At 32.3% G+C, this 1613-nt stretch carries 1 protein-coding gene; it reads right to left on the bottom strand.

Going from position 1 to position 1613, the window contains the following annotated elements:
- Positions 1 to 1279 (bottom strand): magnesium transporter (mgtE, locus tag BFI01S_RS21805; RefSeq protein WP_156478372.1); only part of this gene is annotated, 1279 nt, incomplete at its 3' end.
- Positions 1280 to 1613: the final 334 nt, after the last annotated feature.

Here is a 1613-nt window from a genome sequence, read left to right as displayed (position 1 = left end):
AGGTTGTAATTAACGGACCTGAAGCAACTGCAGGGTCGACTTTAAACTTGTACAGAATTAAAGGTATTATCGTACCCGCAAGTGTACCGATAATGAGAGTGATTAACAGAGAACTTCCAACAACTAAGCCAAGCGTAAGACTTCCTTGCCATACAAATGCAATAATCGCAATCATAATTGCACAAGTAATACCGATAATGATACCAACCCATAATTCACGGAATATGAGTTTAATCACTTCTTTAAAATCCAAGTCGTTTGATACTAACCCTCTAACTACAACTGCAAGTGATTGAGTTCCGGTGTTTCCCGTCATACCTGCAATCATTGGCATAAAAAATGCCAATGCAACAAATTTTTCTAAAGTCGCTGAAAATCCATCAATAATGCTTCCAGAGACTAACCCAATAAACAGAAGTAAAATTAGCCAAGGTAATCTTCTGTATGCAGCAACTAGTGGTTTAGTATTAAAATCAATTGCTTTACCAGATGCTGATAGTTTTTCAATATCTTCATTGGCTTCTTGAATAACAACGTCAATAATATCATCAACAGTAATAACACCTACTAATTTATTTTCCTCTTCAATAACCGGTATTGAGACAAAATCATACCTCGATATTATTTTTGCTACTTCTTCTTGGTCAGTATGTACATCTACCTTAACGACTCTGCTATACATGATATCTTCAATTTTATCCTGCAAATCTCCCAGCAGCAAATCTTTATAAGATACAACTCCTACGAGGTTTTTCTCTTCATCAATCACGTAAAGGTAGTTAAGGTATTCTGCTAATTCTGCAAAATGTTTTAACTTATCCACCGCTTCTCTGATTGTATAATGCTTTGGAATCCAGACAAAACGATTATTCATTAACCTTCCGGCAGTTTCCGGAGGGTAGTTCATTAAATTTTGGACAACTTGGGATTCTTCCTGCTTCATTTCAGACAAAAGTTCTTCAATTTTTTCTGGTTCTAAGTCAGTAAGTAAACTTGCTAGATCATCGTTTTCCATTAAATCAAGAACCTTTGTTGATTTCTCAATTCCTAATTTATATAGAATATCTAACTGCTCTTCTTTTTCTAATTCTTGAATGAAACTAGTGAGTTGCTCAATGGATAAATAAAGTATGAATTTATTTCTATGTTTTATTGGCAGGTGATTATATTGCTGGGCCATATCATACGGCTGCAATTCTTCAATGATATCTTGGAATGACTTTTTCTTTCCTTCTTTTAAGGTTTGAATGATAGCAAGTGTAATTTCGTTTTCCGTCATAGTTAATGACAATAAATTCGCCTCCTTTTAGAGAAAGAATGTATTGAATAGGCAGTTTAGTGATAAATACAAGAGTTTTTCCTTTTTATTCTATCTTTAAAACACTTTAACTTAAAGTAATGACTAATAAAAGAGGCATTAAGTGATAACTAAAAATAAATATTTATAATTAGTAGAATAATTTTCATTAAATAAAGTACTTATCTCGACAATTTTGAAAGGAAAAAAATAACATCTTTCATACAAATACCTAATACATAGGTCAACGCTGATGTTACTCACATTTATCTAAAGAGTAATTTTGTTTTTATATACCTATACAAGTCCATAAAAA

Origin of the sequence: Cytobacillus firmus NBRC 15306, from assembly GCF_001591465.1 — a bacterium.
In the GTDB taxonomy this organism is placed as follows: Bacteria; Bacillota; Bacilli; order Bacillales; family Cytobacillaceae; genus Cytobacillus; species Cytobacillus firmus.
Note: the sequence above shows the minus strand (reverse complement) of the source record. Positions and strands in the feature narration are given on the sequence as shown.